Annotated in this window: 24 protein-coding genes; 13 read left to right on the top strand and 11 right to left on the bottom strand. The window is 45.5% G+C overall.

Translation table 11 applies throughout. The annotated features are described in order from the left end of the window. Window positions 1-185: 185 nt before the first annotated feature. The 3 genes from OH463_RS25385 to OH463_RS25395 all read right to left on the bottom strand — a co-directional run bounded on the left by OH463_RS25385 (window position 186) and on the right by OH463_RS25395 (window position 4341). Window positions 186-1319, bottom strand: a complete 1134-nt coding sequence (locus tag OH463_RS25385) for a flagellin (RefSeq protein ID WP_269993063.1) — start codon at window positions 1317-1319, stop codon at window positions 186-188. Window positions 1320-1472: 153 nt separating this feature from the next. Continuing rightward, window positions 1473-2900 (bottom strand): melibiose:sodium transporter MelB, encoded by a 1428-nt coding sequence (melB, locus tag OH463_RS25390; protein WP_050935929.1) that lies wholly within the window; start codon window positions 2898-2900, stop codon window positions 1473-1475. Window positions 2901-2988: 88 nt separating this feature from the next. Next, the gene (locus OH463_RS25395; RefSeq protein WP_269993067.1) at window positions 2989-4341 is read right to left on the bottom strand and encodes an alpha-glucosidase/alpha-galactosidase; all 1353 of its coding nucleotides are present in this window, start codon (window positions 4339-4341) and stop codon (window positions 2989-2991) included. Between the two features lie 328 nt (window positions 4342-4669). Between OH463_RS25395 and melR the strand changes: the two genes are divergently transcribed. Next, window positions 4670-5680, top strand: a complete 1011-nt coding sequence (gene melR / locus OH463_RS25400) for a transcriptional regulator MelR (protein WP_017189301.1) — start codon at window positions 4670-4672, stop codon at window positions 5678-5680. Window positions 5681-5758: 78 nt separating this feature from the next. Here the strand turns inward: melR and OH463_RS25405 are convergent, their stop codons facing one another. Both OH463_RS25405 and OH463_RS25410 read right to left on the bottom strand, forming a co-directional pair. Further along, a complete protein-coding gene (locus tag OH463_RS25405) occupies window positions 5759-6661 on the bottom strand; it encodes a Dyp-type peroxidase (RefSeq protein WP_269993069.1) in 903 nt (300 codons plus the stop codon). Window positions 6662-6704: 43 nt separating this feature from the next. Continuing rightward, window positions 6705-7190: a DUF2919 domain-containing protein gene (locus OH463_RS25410; protein WP_005445352.1), complete on the bottom strand. Its 486-nt coding sequence runs from the start codon at window positions 7188-7190 to the stop codon at window positions 6705-6707. 144 nt (window positions 7191-7334) lie between these two features. Here OH463_RS25410 and OH463_RS25415 point away from each other — a divergent pair, with 144 nt between their 5' ends. Further along, window positions 7335-7688 (top strand): DUF2956 domain-containing protein, encoded by a 354-nt coding sequence (locus OH463_RS25415; protein ID WP_009703444.1) that lies wholly within the window; start codon window positions 7335-7337, stop codon window positions 7686-7688. A 1-nt stretch (window position 7689) separates the two neighbouring features. Beyond that, window positions 7690-8022 carry a DUF4156 domain-containing protein gene (locus tag OH463_RS25420; protein WP_005445350.1) on the top strand — a complete coding sequence of 111 codons (333 nt, stop codon included), beginning with the start codon at window positions 7690-7692 and terminating at the stop codon, window positions 8020-8022. A gap of 38 nt (window positions 8023-8060) precedes the next feature. On the opposite strand, the gene OH463_RS25425 is transcribed toward OH463_RS25420, so the two are convergent. Next, window positions 8061-8348: a winged helix-turn-helix domain-containing protein gene (locus tag OH463_RS25425; RefSeq protein WP_005445349.1), complete on the bottom strand. Its 288-nt coding sequence runs from the start codon at window positions 8346-8348 to the stop codon at window positions 8061-8063. Between the two features lie 304 nt (window positions 8349-8652). Here OH463_RS25425 and OH463_RS25430 point away from each other — a divergent pair, with 304 nt between their 5' ends. Genes OH463_RS25430 through OH463_RS25445 form a run of 4 tightly spaced genes read left to right on the top strand, consistent with a single transcriptional unit; the run spans window position 8653 to window position 11094 of the window. Next, window positions 8653-9003, top strand: coding sequence for an ArsC family reductase (locus tag OH463_RS25430; RefSeq protein ID WP_005436871.1), 351 nt, complete (start codon window positions 8653-8655; stop codon window positions 9001-9003). 18 nt (window positions 9004-9021) lie between these two features. Continuing rightward, window positions 9022-10158, top strand: a complete 1137-nt coding sequence (dapE, locus tag OH463_RS25435) for a succinyl-diaminopimelate desuccinylase (protein ID WP_005445347.1) — start codon at window positions 9022-9024, stop codon at window positions 10156-10158. 37 nt (window positions 10159-10195) lie between these two features. Further along, on the top strand, window positions 10196-10894 hold the full coding sequence (locus OH463_RS25440; protein WP_017189298.1) for a M15 family metallopeptidase: 699 nt from the start codon (window positions 10196-10198) through the stop codon (window positions 10892-10894). Beyond that, on the top strand, window positions 10891-11094 hold the full coding sequence (locus OH463_RS25445; protein WP_005445345.1) for a DUF2897 family protein: 204 nt from the start codon (window positions 10891-10893) through the stop codon (window positions 11092-11094). Before OH463_RS25440 ends, OH463_RS25445 begins: the two co-directional genes overlap by 4 nt. Window positions 11095-11201: 107 nt before the next feature. Here OH463_RS25445 and bamC read toward each other — a convergent pair whose 3' ends face one another. Both bamC and dapA read right to left on the bottom strand, forming a co-directional pair. Next, window positions 11202-12221 carry an outer membrane protein assembly factor BamC gene (gene bamC / locus OH463_RS25450; RefSeq protein ID WP_005445344.1) on the bottom strand — a complete coding sequence of 340 codons (1020 nt, stop codon included), beginning with the start codon at window positions 12219-12221 and terminating at the stop codon, window positions 11202-11204. A 52-nt stretch (window positions 12222-12273) separates the two neighbouring features. Continuing rightward, the gene (gene dapA / locus OH463_RS25455) at window positions 12274-13152 is read right to left on the bottom strand and encodes a 4-hydroxy-tetrahydrodipicolinate synthase (RefSeq protein ID WP_005445343.1); all 879 of its coding nucleotides are present in this window, start codon (window positions 13150-13152) and stop codon (window positions 12274-12276) included. Between the two features lie 396 nt (window positions 13153-13548). Between dapA and OH463_RS25460 the strand changes: the two genes are divergently transcribed. Next, window positions 13549-14091, top strand: coding sequence for a glycine cleavage system protein R (locus tag OH463_RS25460; protein ID WP_005445342.1), 543 nt, complete (start codon window positions 13549-13551; stop codon window positions 14089-14091). A gap of 15 nt (window positions 14092-14106) precedes the next feature. Beyond that, window positions 14107-14577: a thioredoxin-dependent thiol peroxidase gene (gene bcp / locus OH463_RS25465; RefSeq protein WP_005445341.1), complete on the top strand. Its 471-nt coding sequence runs from the start codon at window positions 14107-14109 to the stop codon at window positions 14575-14577. A gap of 64 nt (window positions 14578-14641) precedes the next feature. On the opposite strand, the gene OH463_RS25470 is transcribed toward bcp, so the two are convergent. Next, a complete protein-coding gene (locus OH463_RS25470) occupies window positions 14642-15712 on the bottom strand; it encodes an AI-2E family transporter (protein WP_005445339.1) in 1071 nt (356 codons plus the stop codon). After that, a complete protein-coding gene (locus OH463_RS25475) occupies window positions 15705-15959 on the bottom strand; it encodes a sulfurtransferase TusA family protein (protein WP_017189245.1) in 255 nt (84 codons plus the stop codon). Before OH463_RS25475 ends, OH463_RS25470 begins: the two co-directional genes overlap by 8 nt. Before the next feature lie 249 nt (window positions 15960-16208). Here OH463_RS25475 and OH463_RS25480 point away from each other — a divergent pair, with 249 nt between their 5' ends. The 4 genes from OH463_RS25480 to OH463_RS25495 are packed head-to-tail and all read left to right on the top strand — an operon-like array spanning window position 16209 to window position 19064. Further along, window positions 16209-17663 carry a beta-barrel assembly-enhancing protease gene (locus OH463_RS25480; RefSeq protein ID WP_005445335.1) on the top strand — a complete coding sequence of 485 codons (1455 nt, stop codon included), beginning with the start codon at window positions 16209-16211 and terminating at the stop codon, window positions 17661-17663. 16 nt (window positions 17664-17679) lie between these two features. Continuing rightward, window positions 17680-18030, top strand: coding sequence for an arsenate reductase (glutaredoxin) (gene arsC / locus OH463_RS25485; RefSeq protein ID WP_005445333.1), 351 nt, complete (start codon window positions 17680-17682; stop codon window positions 18028-18030). After that, the gene (gene wrbA / locus OH463_RS25490) at window positions 18031-18603 is read left to right on the top strand and encodes an NAD(P)H:quinone oxidoreductase (RefSeq protein ID WP_047517786.1); all 573 of its coding nucleotides are present in this window, start codon (window positions 18031-18033) and stop codon (window positions 18601-18603) included. Between the two features lie 20 nt (window positions 18604-18623). After that, a complete protein-coding gene (locus OH463_RS25495) occupies window positions 18624-19064 on the top strand; it encodes a DUF2069 domain-containing protein (RefSeq protein ID WP_009698621.1) in 441 nt (146 codons plus the stop codon). A 120-nt stretch (window positions 19065-19184) separates the two neighbouring features. Here OH463_RS25495 and OH463_RS25500 read toward each other — a convergent pair whose 3' ends face one another. Further along, window positions 19185-20480, bottom strand: coding sequence for a DUF2066 domain-containing protein (locus tag OH463_RS25500; RefSeq protein ID WP_269993076.1), 1296 nt, complete (start codon window positions 20478-20480; stop codon window positions 19185-19187). Between the last annotated feature and the right edge of the window lie 169 nt (window positions 20481-20649).

A 20649-nucleotide genomic window follows, 5' to 3' on the forward strand; every position in this document is an offset into this window, starting at 1 on the left:
TTATTAACGGCGCATACCCTGATTTCTTTAGGAAAAAATTTAGATATTTTTTAAAAAATTTCATTTGGAGGGGTAATCGTGACGAAGCAGATAAAAAAGCAAAAAAACTTCAAATTATCGCTAAAGCTTCTTTTCTCGCTGTCGATACAGGCTGATTTTGTCTTGAAATTACGAAGTAGAATGCCTTAGCCAAGTAAGGTTAAAGCAAGGTTTGGGGCTTGTTTTGCTTGTGCAAGAATAGAGGTGCTTACCTGCTGCAGAATTTGTTGCTTCACCATTTGCGTGGTTTCTTTGGCGTAGTCAGTATCTTGAATGCGGCTGTTCGATGCTGCTAGGTTTTCGTGGATGTTATCCAGATTATTGATCGCATGATTAAAGCGATTTTGATACGCGCCTAGCTCTGCACGATGGCTATCAACGTACTTCATCGCAGTATCAAGGACAGCCACAGCTTGTTGAGCGCCACCGACAGACGTAATGTCAATGTTATCAACCGCATCGTACCCTTTTAGCTGTAAACCCAGCTCACTCGCTAAATCACCTGAGAACGATAAAGTTCCCGAGGTTTCTTCACCAGCCATAAACAACTGCAACTGACCCTTTTCATTCACTGACGCCGTAACTTTGTCCGTCTGACCATTGATATAAGTCGCAAGCTCTTCGATATCGTCGCCAGCTTTGGCATTAATTTGAATGGTTTCCGTTTCACCAAAACGATTAGTAAATGACATGCTAAGATCATTCGCACCGTCTTTTACTTTCCAATCAGAGTTTGCACGTCCGTTTGCAATGTAACTAAAACCGCCCATATCAATGCCATCACTGCGCATCGACTTTAATTCAACTTGCACGGCTTCACCTGACGCAGCGCCAATTTGAAATGCCGACTTGCCAAAGCTGCCATTAAGCAGTTTACGACCACCAAAAGAGGTAGTTTCCGCAATGCGGTTTAGCTCATCGTTAAGTGCAGAAACTTCTTCCTGCAGTGCTGTACGTTCTGCTTTGCTGTTTGAACCGTTAGCAGATTGGAGCGACAAATCACGCATGCGCTGCATGATATTGGTCACCTCATTCATCGCGCCTTCCGCAGTTTGCATGATGGAAATACCATCGTTCGCGTTACGGACAGCAACATCTAAACCACGCATTTGCGATTGCAAGCGGTTGGAGATTTGCAGACCCGCAGCGTCATCCTTTGCGCTGTTAATACGCTTCCCTGAAGACAAACGCTCCATGGATTGGTTCAGCATGTCAGTTGCACTGGTCAAATGACGCTGTGCGACAAGTGCTGCCACATTGGTATTAACGGTGATCGCCACGAATAAAGGGTCCTAAAATTAAGGCTTTGAATACTTATCGACCAAATTAAATAAAGGTTTAGTTTTTTTGAGAAAAGAGATGGAGAAATAAAAAGGCGGAGCGTTGTGCTGATAGGTCAGCGTAAACAATAAGCTTACGCTGACTGTGTAGGATTAGAGTGCTTCTGCCGGCTTGGCAGATTTACGCGTAAGGTCTTTTGACGTCTCTTGCGTCGTAATATGGTCGTATTTCTCGGTCAGATGGTCCTGAATTTTTTGGTGGTAAGCACCGTTGAGTTTGTAGAAGCGGAAGTACACAACCAAAGCGATAGCGAAGAAGAACGCTGGCAGCCCAACCATGATGCATTGCATGCCAAAGACGGTTTCAGGGCTCTGTTCCATGTTCGGTACATAATCCACTGCGGTCAGTGCGATACCAATGAAGAAAGCCGCAAAAGCTGAACCTGCTTTAACCACCAGCGTTTGTACTGAGTAAGCAATACTCTCGCAGCGTGAACCTAGCTTATACTCACCGTAATCCACTGTATCCGCCACCATAATGACGTTCAGCACCCAAAATAGCGCCGTACCGATTTGCAATAACACGCCCGCTGTAGAAATCAGCAGAATGCTTTGTTTGTCGTACATGCCTACGTAGATAAGGACTGCACTGCCTAAGATTGGGAAGCTAGACGCACATGCCCATAACACTCGACGTGAGAACATTTGCGCCAATTTAGGGAACAACACCAGTGTAATTAGGTTCGCGATACCAGCGTAAGCCATGTAGTAAGGGAAAAGTTCCTCATTTCCGACCACATACGTGAAGTAGTAAACCGCAAATGCTGTGATGATGTTGGTTGCGAGGTTGTATGATAGTGCCATACAAAGCACGCTCGTTAACTGGTCATTTTTGTAGATAAGCGAGAGGAGCTTCTTCAGTGAGACTTTTTCTTCAGGTTTCGTCACGTCAAGGTTGCTGGTTGAATAGCGCTCTTTGACGTTACGTAGCGTGATATACGTTGAGACAAGGAAACAACCGACAAGCAAAATGGCAAACACTTGGAAGCCAAATCCTTTGTCGTCGCCACCGACATAATTCACGAACGGCATTGCGATTGCGGCGGTAACAATCCATGCAAGGCTAGCGAAGAATCGAGGGTATGGCACAAGCTCTTCACGCTCACGTTTGTCCAGAGTGAGTGTTGGAACCAGTGACCAGAAAGGAATATCCATTAAGGTGTAGGTCATGCCCCATAAAATGTAAGTCACTGCTGCATAAGCAATAAGCCATGGTCCTTCGATGTGATGCGCACTAAACAGCATGAGCAACACCACTGAGTTGGTGATGGTGCCAATTAAAATCCAAGGTTTAAATTTACCCCAACGTGTGCGGGTATTGTTCACGATCCACCCCATAATTGGGTCATTCACTGCATCCCAAATACGCGCAATTAAGAAGATGGTTCCCACCACGGCAGCCGAAATACCAACAACATCGGTGTAGTAGAACATCAAGTACATGTAAACGATGGTGATAGCGAAGTCTTTACCAAATGCGCCAAAGCCGTAGCTTAGCTTGGTATTCATAGAGATACTCATTTGTTACTCCTTACGCCCCCTCATCGAGAGGGCGCAGTATATTCACGTTATTGTCGTTTTTATTGATATTGGTTTTGTGATTCAGGATTTACTGATGCACCCACGCTGGCAACCAACCTTCGTGTGCTTCAATCAAGTCATCAACAAGGGCATAAATCTCTTCGAGTCCAAGCACTGCCGCGGTATGAGGATCAAGCATGGCAGCATGATAGATACGATCTCGGTTCTCAGTGAGGATGGCTTCCGTCAGAAGAGTCTGAACATTGATGTTGGTCTGCATTAATGCCGCTAAGTGATTTGGTAATCGACCAGCTTTGATAGGTTGAATGCCGTTTGCGTCCACCAGACAAGCCACTTCCACACAACAACCTTGTGGCAAGTTGTCAATTAACGCTTCATTCTTCACGTTGCCATAGATAACACTTGGCGTGCCTGTCCAAATCGAGTTCATGATGGTGCTCGCGTATTCATACGACTCTTTGACGGTGATTTGATCCGCGTTTTTGAAGTCTTCGAGGTCTTTTTTCCAATCAGCAATTTGTTCTACACAACGTTTAGGATATTCATCAAGTGGCACTTTATAACGTTCAATCAGATCTGGGCGATTTGGTTTGATGAAATATGGGGTGTATTCAGAAAAATGTTCTGATGATTCCGTCACAAAGTAGCCCAACTTCTTAAACATCTCGTAGCGGACTAGGTTGGTGCAGCGACCGTTGTGATGCAAACCCGGCTTCGGCGCTTTGCCTGATTCAAATGCCTCAAGCAAATCAGGATAAATGTCGACATATTCCCCCTGCTCGTTTTTCTTTTCGAGTGTCAGGTAGTACGCCATGTGGTTGATGCCTGCACAGGTGTAACGAAGGTCTGAATATTCGATATCAAGGTCGCGAGCCAGCTCCTCCGCCGTCCCTTGCACGGAATGGCACAAGCCCACTTGTTTGATGTGAGGGTATTTCTCATACATCGCCCATGTGTTCATTGCCATTGGGTTAACGTAGTTGAGCATGGTGGCATTTGGACACACTTCAGTCATGTCTTCACACACGCTCCAAAGGTGAGGAATAGTGCGCAGTGAGCGCATGATGCCGCCTGGGCCTAAGGTGTCGGCGATGGTTTGCTCCACACCGTGACGCTTACAAACCTCAAAGTCCGTTACAGTGCATGGCTCATATCCACCGATTTGGAATGCGATGACGACAAAGTCTGCACCTTGCAATGCTTCTTTTTGGTTTAAGTGACAAGTGATCGTACCCGTCGCACCGGATGATTCCATCAACTTGCTTACTACTAGGTGTGATTCCTCCAAGCGGATTTCATCAATATCCATCAAGGCAATTTGCGCCCCTTTGAAGGCCGGCTTATGAAACACATCGCCAAGAATGTTCTTCACAAAAATCGTAGAACCCGCACCGATGAATGTGATTTTAGGGCTTCTCATAGTTGAATCCTTTTTGCTTTCATACTTTTGTTTCGATGCATTTAAGTTACACCTGTCGCAAGGCCGAATTCGTCTCAGATAAACCAATCACTCTCCCGTTTCCTAATATTTAAAATCAACCAATAAAAAATCTTAGGAAATGGGATATTTTTGTGTAAATCACGGATAAAGAAGGTGGGAAGATACGCTGAAGCTAGTTATTACGGCGATTTAAGTCACATAACCAAAATCTTATAAAACAGAGTAATCGGTGTTTTTGAAGCTGTTCTGAGTTTTGTTTCAACAGATTTAGTACAAATAACTTATACAGTTTCCTAAGAGGTGGGCGATGGCGAAGGTAGAGTCCAAGGCAGAGTTAGATACATTGAAAGTGGTGATTCAAGATAAGTATTCTTCCGAAACGGTTTCTGTAAGCCCACTTTCGCTGTACTCATCCTATGAAAAAATCGATATCGAGCTTAGACCGCCCCACTCTATGCCGGGTTATCACTGGCACGGACAAGTAGAGGTCAACATTCCTTTTGGTGATGATGTCGAGTACATCATTAATGGCAGTCCAGTCGTGGTGAAAGCAGGCTCGATAGGATTGTTTTGGGCGTCAGTTCCTCATCGGCTCACCAATCCGGGCAAAAGTCATAATATGGGGATCATCAATATTCCGATTCACCACTTTATGTCTTGGACGCTAAATCGAGACTTCGTCAATCAGATCACCCATGGTTGTGTGCTGCAATCAAACGCCAGTTCATTAGTCAGTGAGTTTGAGTTAGCACGCTGGGCAGAAGAAATAAACCACTCTTCGGAAAGTCGCCAGCAATTAGCGATTGATGAAATTGGCTTGATGTTAAAAAGAATGTGTTTAGATGGCTGGCAACAACTGAGTATCAATCGACAAGAAAAATCGACCAAGAAAGGCGTCTCCAAACACTCGCAGTTTTACGTCAGTCAAATGCTGGAATACATTGCCACCCATCATAACCAGCCGGTCACGATAAAAGACATAGCAGAGCACATTGGGCTGCACACTAACTACGCGATGAACGTGTTCCAACGAACCATGCAGATGACCATCAAGCAATATATCACGGCAATGCGGATTAACCACGCCAGAGCACTGTTGAGTGATACTGACCGGACAATTTTAGATATTGCTTTAACGGTAGGTTTTAATTCTAGCAGCCGATTTTATGAGACTTTTCAGAATTATATTGGTGTAACGCCAACGCAATATCGCAAGAAGTCACGCGAAGATCATCGCTGGAGCAGTCACAGTACTAGCCCACTTTACGAACTAGAGAAAGGCGCTATTGATGGCAAAAGACCACTGACGGTCCGTTAGTCTTATCAGGCAAGAATGAGGGGAAACAAAAAAGGCAGATCACTCTGCCTTTTTAATCATTGGAGGGTTGGCGAAGAATTACTTAATCGCCAATTCCGCTAGCATTTCTTGTGAAGGAGCGAAGAAATATGCACCTGTTACTGCTTTGGTGAAACGAAGCAGTTGGTCAGTCTTACCATCGGTAACACCGTACATGCTCTCTAGCATCACTTTGATGTTGTGGATAGTGTTGCAGTAAGAGATGAACAGAAGACCATGTGCGCCAGTTACTGTGCCGTACGGCAAGCTGTGACGAACGATCTTAAGACCTTTGCCTTCTTCTTTGATGTCTACACGACCTACGTGAGAAGCCGCTGGCACGTCTTCTAGCTCAATAGAATCTGGCTTAGTACGACCAATGACTTTCTCTTGTGCAGATACGTTCAAACGGTTCCATGCAGGCAAGTTGTGCTCAAAGCGTTGAACCATCACGTAGCTACCACCAGTGAAAGCGCCGTCTTTGATCAATGCAACGTCAGCACGCGCATCACCTTTCGGGTTTTCTGTGCCATCAACGAAATCCGTCATGTCACGAGCATCTAGGTAACGGTAACCGTAAGTTTCATCCACTACCGTCACATCTTCTGCAGTTTCAACTAAGAATTTACGCAGTACATAGAAGTGCAAATCGTGACGAGTTGAGTGACAGTGAATCAAGACATCCACGTCTGTTGCTGGCGCAAATACGTCACCTTCCCCCAACTCAGGGAAGTCGATCAACTCTTCTGGCATTTGCATGTTTAGGTGCTGCCAAAAAGATTTCGTGAATGCGATAGAAATCGTTAAATCAGCACCTGGTTGGTTCGCATTGAGCTCATTTACTAGCTCAGGTAGCGCTTTTAGTTTTGCCAGTACGTTTTCACGGTTTTGGTTCACTTTTAACTGAGTGTAAAGTGCAAATGGTCCTGCTTCAGGCACAATCGCCGTTTGAGCTTGTGACATTGAGATATCCTCTATACATTGCCCCATGCGGGAATTATTGTTTTTAATTTTTTGATGGCTGTTCTTCTTTGTGCTCAACTTGTGGCACGTTAAAGCAGTCTTTTACCCATCTTCCATTTAGAAGATAGATCATAAACCAAGTTAACAAGGTAATTGTGAGCGCATTCGCCCAATTGAATACACCATGTTCGAGGTAGACATGATACATGGTCTGAGCCAGTTGAATACCGCACAAGATCAAAGTCATGGCACGACCATGCTGGGTAATTTGATTCACCCACCCTCGCTCTGGATGCCGCAAGCCCATTAACCACATCAATAATAGACTTGGGATACCCATCGATAGTCCGAGGTATAACGTATTAGAATCGGGGTACACAATCGATAGTATCTTGCTACCGCTGTCTCTACTCACTCCTGCCATGGCAAACACCACCCAAGAGCGCGCTAGGAACATCCATCCTAGCCATAACATAATCGGCGCTTTTAAAAATCCATGAGCGTCATATTGATCAAATGAGTAACGCACAATCTCGTCTTCTTAGTTTCATAAAAACGCCACTTTAACCGATCGTTTCAGAGTTGCAACCTAGCAAAGCTGAGAACTAAAGTTCATTTCATCATCGTACGCAGGTAAACTAGGTTTAGATTTACAGCGACGTCGATAAGAAACATGAAAAAGAAAAACACAGCAGCACCCGTTCCTTCCCAAGAAACGCAAACTGAAGCGATGAAGATTGCAAAGTCCACTCAAAAACCCGGTCAAACGAAAGAGCAAACCAAACTGATTGCTCAGGGCATCGAGAAAGGCATCGCGCAGTATAAAAAACAGCAGAAAGAACGCAATCGACAAGCAGACAAAGCGAAGAAGAAACAACAGAGAGAAAAACAGCGTCAACGTGATGACGTCGTTGAACAAGAATCAGCAAATATTGAAGCACCAACGAGCAAGCCAGCTGTATTACCTTGGGCACTATTGGTTCTGAGCTGGATTGGTTTCGCGGCTTACATCATGATGGGGAAATAATATGCAGCGTTATGTGATGATAGGAGGCATCGCATTGGCTTTGATGGGGTGTTCGTCACCATCAACGCTACCAACGGCATCAAGTGATGACGTTCAGATTCGCTTTGATAGCCAGTTCAATCCGGATCAATGCGAGTATTTAGGTGAAGTCACTGGCAGCGAAGGTCACTGGTACAGTTACTTGTTCTACACCAATGACGCCATGATGCATGGAGCCATGGTCGACCTAAAAAACAATGCAGTATTGCTCAATGCCGATACGGTTTACATGATCGCCCCACAAGACTTTGCAACTTCCTTCAGTGTGCTTGGTACTGCCTACCGCTGCCAATAAGCGTTTCCCAGACGTAAAAAAAGCCAGCAATTGCTGGCTTATGCACGAAATCCAAGACTGCTAGCGATATCTCCCTCTCGCTCAAGAACCCATTGACTGTCAAAAGGTCCCCAATCCGAAAGTTGGTAATAGCCGTCGTTATGACGTCGACCATCTTGAACGAAGATGAGTTCGATGCCGATCCCCGGTAATGCCTTGAGTACATCTTGAATAGTACGACGAGGCCACCCCGTTCTTTCGATCAATTTTGGTACATTTGGCCTTTCTAGGTTTTCCACCAACAAGGCCAAATATAGCCGCCTTGCAAAAACAGGACTCAATTCCATTGACACCTCCTAAAATTGTGCTGATTCATTATTTCTTTTTTGCTCAGCAAGATGTTGCGTTTGATCAATAACTCGACTTTTCCGTGCTATTTAGCCAAGTTTTTTATCATTCTTATCGCTGTTTGGTGGAGGAATGAACGACTGAGCACGGTCCCATAGAGCACTGACCTGTGAAATATTCGCCGCATGATTTTGTCACAGTGGTTGCTTCTTGATAGGATGCTTGAACAGCCAAAAACAATGCAAAATCGGGCGTTCCATAGCGCAAACCGATAAGTAAAGCACAAAGAGAAAAGGAAATAATATGACGATCACCATGTTCGGCATCCCAAACTGCGACACGATTAAAAAAGCCAAGAAATGGCTAGAAGCGGAAAACGTTGCTTTTGATTTTCACGACTACCGCAAACAAGGTATCGATGCGGCAATGGTGACTGAATTTTGTAACGCGCTGGGTTGGGAACAAGTATTGAATAAACGTGGCACGACTTTCCGACAGCTGACTCAAGAACAAAAAGATTCTCTTAACGAAGAAAACGCAATCGCGCTGCTAGTAGAAAACCCAGCGATGATTAAGCGCCCAATCTTGAAAGTTGAAGACCAACTTCATATTGGTTTCAAAGCAGACCAATACGCGACCATTTTTAACTCTTAATTAAAGGAACAATCAAGGATGACAGACAGTCCAGTACTGGCACTCGCTAAAGACCTGATCAGCCGCCAGTCCGTAACGCCTGAAGATGCAGGCTGTCAGGAAGTAATGATCGAGCGATTAAAAGCGCTTGGTTTTGAAATCGAAGTGATGGTGTTTGAAGACACAACAAACTTCTGGGCTCGCCGAGGTACAGAAGCACCACTGTTTGCTTTCGCCGGACACACAGATGTCGTGCCAGCAGGCAAATTGGAGCAATGGGACACACCTCCTTTTGAACCAACCATTATCGACGGTTACCTTCACGGGCGTGGCGCAGCAGACATGAAAGGCTCTCTAGCTTGTATGGTGGTCGCGGTTGAACGCTTTATTGCAGAAAACCCAGACCATAAAGGTTCGATTGGCTTTTTGATCACTTCAGACGAGGAAGGTCCTTTCATTAATGGCACCGTTCGCGTCGTTGAAACGCTCATGGCTCGTGGCGAGAACATCGACATGTGCATCGTTGGTGAGCCTTCAAGCACTGAAGTTGTGGGAGATGTAGTTAAGAATGGTCGTCGTGGCTCAATCACGGGTGATTTAACGGTAAAAGGAACACAAGGTCACGTGGCGTACCCTCACCTTGCTAATAATCCGGTTCATCAATCACTATTAGCCATTCATGAACTTGCTACGACAGAATGGGACCAAGGCAACGATTACTTCCCACCGACAAGCTTCCAAATCCCGAATGTCTCTGCTGGTACTGGTGCATCGAATGTGATTCCTGGCGAATTTAACGTGCAGTTCAACCTGCGCTTTAGCACAGAACTCAGCAACGAAATCATTGTTGACCGCGTGACCCAAACACTCGACAAACACGATTTAAACTACGATCTGAAATGGACATTCAATGGTGACCCGTTCCTCACCGATACTGGAGCATTGCTTGACGCAGTCGTTGCTGCCGTCGATGAAGTCAACAGCACGAAGCCTGCGTTGCTCACCACTGGCGGAACGTCTGATGGTCGATTTATCGCACGCATGGGCGGTCAGGTGGTTGAGCTTGGTCCGGTGAACGCGACTATCCACAAAGTGAACGAATGTGTAAAAGTCGATGACCTTGAGAAATTAACGGACATGTACCAAAACACGTTGAAACACTTACTCGCACAATAGTGTCATAACGAAACATGCAACAATTAACGAGAGTGCCATGACGCCAGAGCAACTTACCGGAATGACCGATTCCCATCTGCAATCCACATTAGTGGGTCAAAAAGCCTTTCTGCTTCACCCTGAAGTAGCTGACGACTTACTAAACATGATTGAAGCCGCCACACAATCAGGCTTTAAGATGGAGATCGCCAGTGGGTTCCGTGACTTTAACCGTCAGAAAGCAATCTGGAACGGTAAGTTTGCAGGTGAACTGAAGATCCTCGATTCCGATTCGCAACCGCTCGACAAAACTCTACTCAATGACGAAGAAAAGCTCACTGCGATTCTTCGTTGGTCCGCCTTACCCGGAGGCAGTCGCCATCATTGGGGGTGTGATTTTGATGTTTATGCGCGTAACTTATTACCCGCTGATACACAATTACAATTGGAACCATGGGAGTATCTCGAAGGTCATCAGCGTGCTTTCTATCAATGGTTAGTCGATAACCTCGATAGCTTTGGGTTCTTTTTCCCTTATCAACAAGACTTAGGCGGTGTCGCCATCGAACCTTGGCACATCAGCCACAAATCTGTAGGGCAACAATGCCTGTCATTGTTAACACCAGAGTTGCTGAAAACTCAGTTAATTAAGCAAAATCAGATCGACAGCATTGCAGGGATGGATGTCATATTGAATAATTTGGATAAGGTTATCACCCAATTTATTCACAACATCACGCCGCCGGAGGCTCTATGATCGAAATTCTCACCAACCCCTGGGTCATTATCATCATAGTGCTCAGTATCGTGGTTGGTAACATTGCTGCGCTTAAGTACACCGCAAAAATGAAGTTTGGTCAGATGGATAAAAGTCGAAAAAACGATTTAGATAAGCTGAACGAACTAGACAAAGAACGCTATGGAGAGGAAAGCGAGAAGAAAGACGAAAATCGCTAATCTCTCGCACTTGATGCACTCTTCAACATTTGACATCAAGTAAGCAATCAAAAAGGGACCATTGCGGTCCCTTTTTTACTATTCAAATCTACTTATTTGTAGCGAAGTTAGTCTTTCACAACCGCAGCCAGTACTGGCGCAAGTGATTTCAAGAACTCTTCTTCTACTGGCTTACCAGACGAATCAGTAATGTTGATAGAAGTACGGTTACCTAGATCACCAAGCAAGAAGGTGTAAGTACCAGAGTTTAGATCGATTGGCTTAACACCAATGTCATTCCAGAACGCATCATCCGGTGACGCGTATTTCGCAGTCACTGTACCTTGCGACTGACTGCGCTCTTCAATCTTGAAGCCCATCTTCGGCATGATATCAGGCAGACGGTTCCACACGACATTGTATTGTGCACGAGCAATGATAACTGGCAGACCACTGCGGTCTTTACCCATGGTAATTGGGATGTGTTTCACTAGCTCTTGCGCTTTACGTTGCGCTTCTTCACGTACGTGTTGGTCGTAGCGTGCCGTTACCAAGTTGGTCATGAACACGTTGTAACGCTCACGGTTAGTACGTGTCACTTCTTTGACTTGGTTGCCTTCACGCCAGTCAATCAAGCTTACCTTGAAACCATGACGACCATTCATCTCACCGCGAGTAATCTCGTAGCGGCTGCCGATTTCCATCTCTTCATCAGGAGAGTTCCAAGTCACCCAACCTGTTTCGATGCGGTTATCCGTTTGGCTTTCAACTGGGATCTTGTTCTCTGCAACCATCTCTTGAACGGTCTTCCAAACTTTATCCAGTTCATCCTTACGAAGCAGCCATAGTGTTACTTCACCGTCGCTACTGCGATCTAGGCGAGCACCAGGGATCAATTCCAATACTTGCTGAGGCGGACGAATATCAACATCTTTACCAATACCACCAGCGTAGTTTCCTTCAGGAATACGGTAGTTCGGGTAAAACTGAGGTTGAGCACCTGCCGGTACACTCCACTCTTCAAGAGCAGGCGTGTTCAAATACTCGAAGTCGTCCTTTGCTTGACGACGCTGATTGGCACCACCTGAACAGGCAGTCAATACGAATACAGCTAGTGAGCTTAACACTAACTGGCTTGAAAGCTTCATTTATACTCCTAAAACACTGAGGGCTTTACCACCCTCAGCATGAACTTCAATCCTAGTAAATACCGGCGTCTGTTAGCGCTTGTTCCACAACTGGCTGCGATTTTTCAGAAAGTGGGGTTAAAGGAAGACGCAGCTCACCCTCTTCAATCAAACCAAGCTTATGTGCTGCCCATTTCACTGGGATCGGGCTTGATTCAACGAATAGGTTTTTATGCAGAGTCATCAGACGATCGTTGATCGCTTCTGCTTCTTCAAATTTACCTTCACCTGCCAAATGGAACATGTCTGCCATGTCTTTAGCCGCGATATTGTTCGTTACTGAGATAACGCCGTGACCGCCTAGTTTAACAAATTCTAGACCCGTCGCATCATCACCACTTAGTAAGATAAAATCTTCGCCACAAAGTTCACGGTGAAGTGCAATTCGGCTTAAATCACCCGTCGCATCCTTCAATGCCACGATATTATCAAGCTTTGACAGGCGTGCCACTGTCTCAGGTGACATATCTACCGCAGTACGACCCGGTACATTGTACAAAATTAGAGGTACATCACTCGCTTCTGCGATTGCTTTGTAGTGTTGGAACAAACCTTCTTGAGTTGGTTTGTTGTAGTAAGGCGTTACACTCAGGAAGCCAGCAATACCAGAATCAGCCAATAATTTGCTAAATGTAACTGCTTCGTGGGTTGCATTTGCTCCCGTACCAGCAATCACTGGGATACGACCGTTTGCGAATTCAACGGTTTTATTTACGACCTTTACATGCTCTTCAATGGTTAGAGTCGCTGACTCACCAGTGGTGCCAACTGCAACAATACCGTCTGTACCAGCTTCAACATGGTACTCAACAAGCTTTTGTAGACTATCAAAGTCTACTTCACCATCTGCTTTTAGTGGTGTAATCAGCGCTACGATACTTCCTGAAAACATGTTTATCTCCCTCATTTAACTCTTTCTGCATGGTACTGTAATGCGATTGAAAAACACAAGAGCGTAAACTCGCTTACAAAGTACAAATGAATGAATAATTATCAGTTGTTAGAGGTCTAGCAACTAAAATGTGAATTTTGTTCTCAATCCTAGCCATTCTGATAATCGTGTTCGTTGCAGCAAGGATTTCTCACCGCTTTCAATTAGGCGCGGAATATACTCTCTCGCCGAGAAGCTCAAGTCAGCGTTGAGTGAATTAATAGTGCACGCAATCAGCAAACTGTTCACTAAATCAACAAAGCGTTTTAACAAGTTTAAAAAAAGAACTGACTCGACATTTCTACTCCATATCTGTGCTAACATCTCTCTATTGAAGAAAGGACAAGAAGCTCATTTATGAAGCAACATCTGGTACTTACAGCGGTTGGAACGGATCGTCCGGGCATATGTAACCAAGTGGTTAAGCTCGTCACACAAGCTGGCTGTAACATTGTCGATAGCCGTATCGCTATCTTTGGTAACGAATTTACCCTTATCATGCTGCTTACTGGTAACGCCAGTAATGTCACTCGTGTCGAAACGCAATTGCCACTTCTTGGGCAAGAACACGACCTCATCACCATCATGAAACGCACATCAGCCCATGAGTTGCTCGATAACAGTTACACCATGGAAGTGTTTATTGAATCAGAAGACCGCATCGGTTTAACCGAGAAGTTTACGCAATTCTTTGCCGATAAACAGATTGGCCTACAATCACTTAGTGCGCAAACAATCAGTAAATCAAAGATCCAGTTAGATGCCGACCAATTCCACATTGCAATCACCGCTTCAGTAAGTGCAGATTGTAACTTGATGCAATTACAAGAAGATTTCGATGAACTTTGTAACACGCTCAACGTACAAGGTTCTCTGAATTTCATTAAAAACAATCTATAAGTAAAGGAAATAATGATGAATACGCTGACAGCAGGCACGCCAGCGCCAGCCTTCTCTTTGCTCGACCAAGATGGCAACACCGTTTCTCTCGGTGACTTCAAAGGTAAGAAAGTACTGTTTTACTTCTACCCAAAAGCGATGACACCAGGTTGTACGACTCAAGCAAAAGGTCTGCGTGATGTAAAAGCAGAACTAGACGCACACAACGTTGTGGTATTGGGTGTGAGTATCGATCCAGTAAAACGCCTAGGTAAGTTCATTGAGCGCGACGAGCTAAACTTCACGCTACTTTCTGACGAAGACCATGCCATTGCTGACCAGTTTGGTGTTTGGGGCGAGAAGAAGTTTATGGGTAAAGTCTACGATGGTCTTCACCGCATCAGCTTCTTGATCAATGAGGAAGGTGTTATCGAACACGTGTTCAACAAGTTCAAAACCAAAGACCACCATGAAGTGGTTGTGAACTACTTGAAAGAAAACGCGTAAACCTAGCTTTCAATCAAACATCAAAAAGCCCAGCGATCGCTGGGCTTTTTATTGGATTCAATTTCTATTCTTGTATTGGTTCGCTTTCTTCCGTACTTGGTAGCGCGTTCCATACTGCTTTTACAAGCGTCGCCAATGGGATAGCGAAGAAGACCCCCCAGAAGCCCCACAAACCACCAAATACCAACACGGCAACAATGATCGCTACTGGGTGAAGGTTAACCGCTTCAGAGAACAGTACCGGAACCAACACATTACCGTCTAGCGCCTGAATAATGCCGTAGGCAACAAGTAACCAATAGAACTGAGGCGTTAAGCCCCATTGGAACAAGCCGACAATCGCGACCGGAACCGTCACCGCAGCCGCACCGATGTACGGGATAAGCACTGACAAACCCACCGCTACAGCAAGCAATGCAGAGTAACGCAGATCAAGAATCGCGAAAGTCACGTAACTCACGCCACCCACGATCAAGATTTCCAGCACCTTACCACGAATATAGTTCGAGATTTGTTCGTTCATCTCGTGCCATACTTTGTTCGCCAGCTTACGGTTCTTCGGTAAGATACCACTTGCCATACTGAGCATCTCATCTTTGTCTTTTAGTAAGAAGAACACCAATAATGGAACAAGAATCAAGTAAACCGCTAGCGTTGCTAAACTCACTAGAGAAGCCAGTGAGCCTTTTACGACGCTCTCACCTAAACCAATCGCTTGGTTCTTCGCGTTAGTCACCACGGTTTCAACAATTTCTAAGTTTGCCAGCTCAGGGTAACGTTGCGGCAAGGTTGCAATGAACTTTTGTAGTCCAGCATACATGTTCGGAATATCGTTGATTAAGTTGCCCACCTGAGTCCAAATGGTCGGCACTAAACCAAATACCGCGATCAACATTAAGCCAATAAAAATCAGTATGACAGTGATGACAGAAAACGTACGTGGGATACCCAAACGGCACATCTGCGTTACTGGCCATTCAAGTAAATATGCAAGAACAATGGCCACCAGCAATGGCGCAATCAAATGCCCGAAAAAGTAAATTGTAATAAAGCCGAACAGCAGTATCGCCACGAGGCTCACTGCATGTGGGTCTGAAAAGCGTCGCTTATACCAACGACTTACCATTTCAAGCATCGTACGAAGATTCCTTATTGAATACGGTCAAAGTGAAGTGTTCAGGAGAAGCTTGGCAATCCACTGTGTAGCCTTGGTTACGCAAATACTTCACGATATCGTGCTTAGAGCTTTTATCCACCACTTGAATAACAAGCTGATGATCTTGTTGTGTTTCTTCCTGAAACACCTCAGCAGCGTGACGCTTGGCAAGTAACAGTGCCATAGGGCAGCGTTCCTTACGCAAATCAAGTAATATGGATTCCATTGTATTGCTCTGCACTTGTGATAGGGTTGTATTGTAACGGCTTTTTGAGCTGGTGCTAGCATTTCTCACATGATTTAAGAGTAGACGCGCAGGACTTTTAGATTGACAATTTACGAAACCAATTCGTTTATCTTCGGTCTTATTGCTAGCATATTCATCCCACAAGGATGACCATAAAGTCTGTGCTGATGTTGAATGGATTTCGCCCCTCAAGCACACACTCGGTATTTTGGAGAATCTTTAAACCGTATGTTAAAACGCACTCGCTCGCTAGTTTGTTTATGCCTTGCTGCTGCATTGAGTACACCAACGCCAGTTTATGCCAATAGTCCCGACCTCCCAGATATTGGTACGGCAGCCGGAGGCACTCTAACGATAGATCAAGAGTTGATTTATGGTGACGCCTATATGCGTATGCTTAGAGCCAGCAAACCTATCGTCAATGACCCTGTTATTAACGAGTACATCGACTCGTTGGGTCACCGTTTGGTCGCGAATGCCAATGACGTAAAAACCCCATTCCACTTTTTCATGATCCGAGATCGCAACATCAACGCTTTCGCTTTTTTTGGCGGCTACGTTGCCCTGCACTCAGGTCTCTTTCTCCATGCCCGCACTGAAAGTGAGTTAGCCTCCGTTGTTGCTCACGAAATCGCGCACGTTACTCAGCGCCACCTTGCACGAAGCATGGAAGAACAAGCTCGTCGTTCACCAGCAACCATGGCAGCACTTGCTGGCGCTCTTCTGCTTGCGATAGCCTCTCCTGAGGCTGGTATGGCAGCGGTGACGGCAGCAACCGCTGGCAATATGCAAAGCCAAATCAACTACACTCGCTCCAACGAGAAAGAAGCAGACCGCTTTGGTATCGCGACACTGGCAAAAGCGGGCTTTGATGCACAAGCGATGCCACGCTTTTTTGGTCGCCTAGCGGATGAATATCGATACGCGAGCAAGCCGCCACCAATGTTGCTCACTCACCCGTTGCCTGAAGATCGTATTACAGACAGTCGTGCTCGTGCTCGTGCTTACCCACCAATGCGGGTGATGCCTTCTATTGATTACCATTTAACCCGAGCTCGCATTGTCGCACGTTATGCCGGAATTGATGGTCAAGCAGCAATGAGTTGGTTTGACCGAACTCAAAAGAAAGCCTCACCTGATATTGTGCCATCATTTGATTATGGTCGAGCCTTGGTACACCTAGACAACAAGCGTTTGAGTGAAGCGGAACCTTTATTGAAAAAGCTCCTTCAGCAAGACCCAGGTAACCCGTTTTATCTGGATGCAATGACCGATCTTTATATTGCTCAAAAGCAACCACAAAAAGCAGTGGATATGTTGAGTAGCGCACTCAAACGCAACCCACAAAACAAAGTCCTGACCATCAACTATGCAAACGCATTACTTGAGGCGAAAAAGGACCAAGAAGCGGTGCGTATTCTGCAGCGCTACACACACGATAACCCAGAAGACACGAATGGCTGGCACCTGCTTTCACAAGGCAGTCATGCGCTGGGTAAAAGTGATGAAGAACTCGCCGCACGTGCCGAAATTTTGGCATTGCGAGCCAACTGGAACAAAGCCATCCAGTATTATAGTGAAGCAAGTAAAATTGCTAAGTTAGGTAGCTTACAACAAGCTCGATATGACGCTCGTATCGACCAACTGATGATCCAAAGAGATCGATTCATGGCATTACAATAACGAAATGGAGAAAACCATGTCAGTCGTGATTTATCACAACCCTCGCTGCTCAAAGAGCCGTCAAACACTTGAACTGCTTGAGCAAAATGGCGTAACACCGGAAGTGGTTAAATACCTTGATACACCGCTTAATGTTGAACAACTGAAAGCGCTTTATGCTCAACTTGGTTTCTCTTCCGTACGCGAAATGATGCGTACCAAAGAAGACATCTACAAAGAGCTGGCACTGGGAGAAGCCTCTGTCAGTGATGAGCAACTGTTCGAAGCGATGGCACAAAACCCGAAACTGTTTGAACGCCCAGTAGTAGTTGCAAATGGGAAAGCAAAAATCGGTCGCCCACCAGAACAAGTTTTGGAAATTCTGTAAATGGATTGCCAGATCCTCATTTTGTATTTCAGCCGTCATGGCTCGACAAAACAACTGGCAAGACAAATAGCAAGAGGAGTCGAGTCGACTCCTCATTGCGAAGCGATTTTACGTACAGTTGAAGAATTGTCATCTCACTCACATACCCCTTCTGATCCAATTGCTACTCTAGATGAGTTGAAGCAGTGCGACGGTCTCGCATTTGGCAGCCCAGTTTGGTTTGGCAACATGGCAGCGCCGCTCAAGCACTTTTGGGATCAAACCACACCTTTGTGGGTGAATGGCGACCTTATCGATAAGCCAGCTTGTGTGTTTACCTCATCGTCTTCCATGCATGGTGGTCAAGAAACCACGCTACAAAGCATGATGACCCCATTATTGCATCACGGCATGATGGTATTAGGAATCCCTTATTCAGAGCCAGAACTGCACACCACGCAATCAGGAGGCACACCCTACGGTGCAAGCAGTGTAGGACAAGAGCCAAGTCTCACGGCAGAAGAGATTCGTCTCGCACAACAATTAGGAAAACGACTGGCAACCACAGCGAAAAAGCTCAAAGGAAGTCAGTAAGCTCAAGGATAAGTAAATCGATGTCTGACATTATTGACCAACCACCTCTTAGCACACGCACTCAAACCTATCGCTACATGGCGCTGTTTGGCAATTTAGCGTTATTGGCTTGGGTTGCGATCTGGCAACTGGCGTTGTCCCCTCACCCACATCTAAGCAGCACTACATTGGCGATTGCTTGGTGTATTCCTCTATTGTTACCACTTCCTGGTATTTTAGCGGGCAAACCCTACACACACGCTTGGGCAAACTTCGTTCTGATGCTGTATTTCTTGCATGCGTTGACGATTTTGTATGTTGACGATGGTGAGCGTTGGTTGGCCGCAGTAGAGTTGCTCCTTACCTCACTCGGCTTTGCTGGTAACATTTTGTTTGCCCGAGCACGTGGTAAAGAGTTGGGTCTGAAGTTAAAACGCTTATCTCAAGTCGAAAAAGAAGAAAAAGCGAAGTTCAATAAATAGAAGCGAAACCATTACGGGGACATGGCGCTTCAAGCTTAACTAGCTTCATCACATCTCCAGCCATAGAACCACTAAAAAAAAGAGTCGCACTAAGCGACTCTTTTTTGTTTTGAATAAACCTTAACTTAGGTTTTCAACCACATCCGTTTCCAATACTGGCGCGATTTCAGAATTTTGTTCTACTGGCTCGGCTTTCGTGCGAACTGGAGCATTCCATTTGTAGATCAGATCGTACTGCTTTGGTGCTGGTTGTAGTGCAACAGCAGGTGTGATTGATGCCGGCTCAGTTGCCACATTTGTTTCCGTTGCCGTATCGAGCTCAACGACTTGAGCGGTTTGATCTTCTGTTGTTTCCGCTGGCAATTGCGTTGGTTGAACAACTTCCTCAGGAAGCTGGGCTGGTGCTGACGGCTCTACATTCTCAAGCGGGTCTTCGGTAATCTCAAGTGAACGGATAGAAGACGCTTCTTGTTCAAACGCTTGTTGAGATGCCAACAAGTGAATCGTTAACGTCACTTGATTGCCTTGAATTCGTTTGATTTCAGTACCTGCAACTGAGTTTAGCTTCGTCAATGAGTTCTCAAGATTAAAGAAGTCCACCGCTGATGCGACATCTAATACCTTCACATCAATCGCTTCAGATGATTTGCTTGATACCACAACAGCACTCTTCTTCGCGTAGTAGTCTGCGATACCACCCATCATGGCGGAGATTGCATTTGTACCAGACGCTGAGCCACTGCGAGGTGACTGTTGCGATTGAGCAAGTTGCGCTGGTGATTGGTCGTATAGCGTCCAGCGAATTTTATCGCCTTGCACACGCACCACTAGCACAGCATCAACAGGATAGCGCTGACTCGCTTGACTGATTGGGTCTACAAAGCCCCCCCACAAATCAGACACGTTAACACCCGTAACATCATCAAAGTCCCCCACAGGCATAGTGACTGGTAGGCCTCGAGATTCAGCCGCAGCGCGCAGTGCAGCAGCACTGGTTGAGTCTGAATGCTCCCAAGTGATCGTACGATCATAGCCCTGCTCTTCTACCATCCAAACTAAGATGTTGGCACGGTTTGGAGACCATAATGGTAATTGCGCTTGAGTCAGTAGCGAACGAATCTGACCACTATTAAACAGCATCTTTAAACTGCTTTGACCATCAAGCTGACCATAACCAAGCTGAGAAATGTAGCGAGAACTTGAACCCACTGCTTTCTTTATTACCGGGTTGCTAAGGGAAGATTGGCTACCTGTCGCACGCACAATCACATCTTGCATACCTTGTTGACGAGCGAGCTCTTCGCCGTCTTTTTGCTCACCGTCGATCGCCACTTCGGCACGATAGATATCTACCTGAGTTAATGCATAAACTGGCAGAGACAACCAACCTATCAATAAGAGAGCTAAATAGCGCATAGTTTTCATAATCCTCTGAACAAGAACCCGCATGATAAGCAACTATCAAACCGTGAGCAAGAAGAGTACTGAGTGAATTGTCTGTATTCTGACCAAGTTAAAACACGGAAGTGAAACTAAACATTCGTCGACCTTATAAATCCACACAAAAGTTTGATCTAGGCAACAT

The sequence above is a fragment of the Vibrio sp. NFR genome (assembly GCF_027587095.1).
Classification (GTDB): Bacteria; Pseudomonadota; Gammaproteobacteria; order Enterobacterales; family Vibrionaceae; genus Vibrio; species Vibrio harveyi.